This window comes from Chitinophaga sp., from assembly GCF_036569185.1.
In the GTDB taxonomy this organism is placed as follows: domain Bacteria; phylum Bacteroidota; class Bacteroidia; order Chitinophagales; family Chitinophagaceae; genus Chitinophaga.
Map to the genome: position 1 here is coordinate 1 of NZ_DATCRD010000339.1, position 2,412 is coordinate 2,412.

2 protein-coding genes are annotated in these 2,412 nt (G+C 48.4%); both read right to left on the reverse strand.

The genetic code is table 11. The annotated features are described in order from the left end of the window. A partial coding sequence (locus VIM72_RS25880; RefSeq protein WP_332005717.1) for a cellulase N-terminal Ig-like domain-containing protein occupies nucleotides 1-544 on the reverse strand: 544 nt, incomplete at its 3' end. 64 nt (nucleotides 545-608) lie between these two features. Further along, on the reverse strand, nucleotides 609-2,412 hold a 1,804-nt coding region (locus VIM72_RS25885), incomplete at its 5' end, for an FtsX-like permease family protein (protein WP_332005718.1).

Consider the following 2,412-nt stretch of genomic DNA (forward strand, 5'->3'; position numbering starts at 1 on the left):
TAGTTACATACTGGAGATAATCAGTAGCGTCATGCCAGCCTCCCGCCACATCAATATGCGTGCTGTCGGGCATAGGGCCATACATGGTATACCCGTCGTGCGTATGACAGGAATCCCTGAGCGTGGGGTTGAACCCGCTTCTCTGCTGCCGCATATAACGGAGCAAAAAATCTGGGGCACCGGCATATACGTCATCGCCTATACGAAAAACAGGAGAAATGGTACCGCCTGTTTTCAGGTAATATTTTCCGGGAGATGAATACGCAGAGAAATCCAGCCGGCATGTTTGATCAAACGGCCCGTAGGCGCCGAAAGGCTTACCTGTACTGCCGGTAAAAACTACTTTACCTGTACCGGCTGCCACCAGTTGAAAGATACGGGGCTGCTCCATTCCTTTACTGCCCCATACGGCTGCTTTAACGCCACCGGAAAGATACCCCAGCTGGTTAATGCGTATCCATGCCGCAGGCGTTTGTGCATGGCCGTTAGTAGCTATGAACAGTAAGGAAAACAGGTATGCAACAAACAGCCGGGCGTTTTTCATTATTCAATGCAGGTTGAGGATATTCAATAAAAATACCCTTTTTCACGCACAGGGGAAAGAAAAATTATTCTGCCCGGAGGCTTTTTACCGGGTTGGCCAGCGCGGCTTTTGCTGCCTGGTAACTAACCGTGAGCAATGCTATCAGTAAGGCGCCCAGCATAGTGCAAGCAAATATCTCCCATACAATGGTAGTATGATACTCGTATTTCAACAGCCATTTATTCAAAGCATACCATGCCACCGGGGTGGCAATACAACAGGATATACTTACCAGCACTACAAAATCTTTCGACAGCATTTTCCACAACTGGAATACCGTTGCGCCCAGTATTTTGCGGATACCTATTTCTTTGGTACGCTGTTCTGCAAGATAGGAAGCAAGGCCAAACAAGCCCAGGCAACTGATGAGTATAGCCAGCAACGCAAAGAAGGTAGACAACTGGCCAATACGTTCTTCCTCACTGAACTTCTTGGCATATTCTTCATCGGCAAACTTGTATTCAAACGGCGCAGCAGGATTATACTTCTGCATAATGTTCTGAATAGCGGCCATTGCTTTACCGGTGCTCACTTCAGGGTTGATCCGGATGTTCACAAAATTACCGGGCTCTTTCAGCAGGTAGTAAAGAGCAGGTTGAACTTTCTCATATGGAGAAGCCATGATCATGTTATGCACTACACCGAGCACATGATATTCCAGGCTGTCTTTGCGGATAATTTCTCCCACAGGATTATCAAATCCCATATACTTTGCCGCAGCTTCATTCAGGATCAGTCCCATGGAATCTGTGGCAAATTCTTCAGAAAAATCCCGGCCTGCAATAAACTGCCAGTCCACCGTTTTACCATAATCCATCCTGCCGCCGATCACATTAAAACCACCCATCTGGTCGGGGCGCTGCCCTCTCCATTTGTAATCGCCTGCGCTGGCCCATATATCGGTGAGCGGCCCCTGCGACTCAGCTACGGCGGTGACCATACCGGAAGCAACAAGTTCCCGCTTGATCACGTCATAATTGCGGTAAATCTCCGGGGTGGTCATTTGTATAGAAAGCAGCCCGTTGCGGGTGTATCCTACCGGAAGATTTTTTGCATACTGGATCTGCCGGTAAATCACAATGGTGCCGATGATCAAAATAATAGATACCGTAAACTGTACTACTATCAGGGCTTTACGTGGCAGGGCCGAAAAACGCCCCGCCCTGAAAGTGCCCTTTAGTACTTTTAACGGCTGGAACGACGACAGGTAAAGCGCGGGATAACTGCCGGCCAGCAAACCTGTTAGCAGGCTGAATCCCAGGCCTGCGCACCAGAACGCAGGACTGCCCCATAAAATACCGATATGCTTATTGGCTACCTGGTTAAACCACGGCAGCACTATCAATACGATCAGTATAGACAACATGAAAGAAAAGAATGCAACCATCACAGATTCGCTTAGAAACTGCCAGATCAGCTGCCGGCGCATAGAACCAATGGCCTTACGGATGCCCACTTCCTTTGCGCGTTTCTCCGACCGGGCGGTGCTCAGGTTCATGAAGTTGATACAGGCCAGTACCAATACAAACAGCCCGATGATACCAAAGAGTTTCACATAACGTATTTGTCCGCCTGTATTCACACCATTTTCAAAGGAGGAATACAGATGCCACTTACACATCGGGTGCAGGAACAGTTCTCCTTTCACGCCCGGGTCCAGGGTGAGATGCGGAGCCAGGACATTACTTATTTTGGCGGACACCTTATCCATGTCGGCGTTGTCAGCTATCTGCACATACAGTTTCACAGCATTGAAATCCCATTTGTCTTTCATATCGCCAATCCAGGTCCAGTTGTTAATAAACAATGCCCATGGTGCAATATAATCG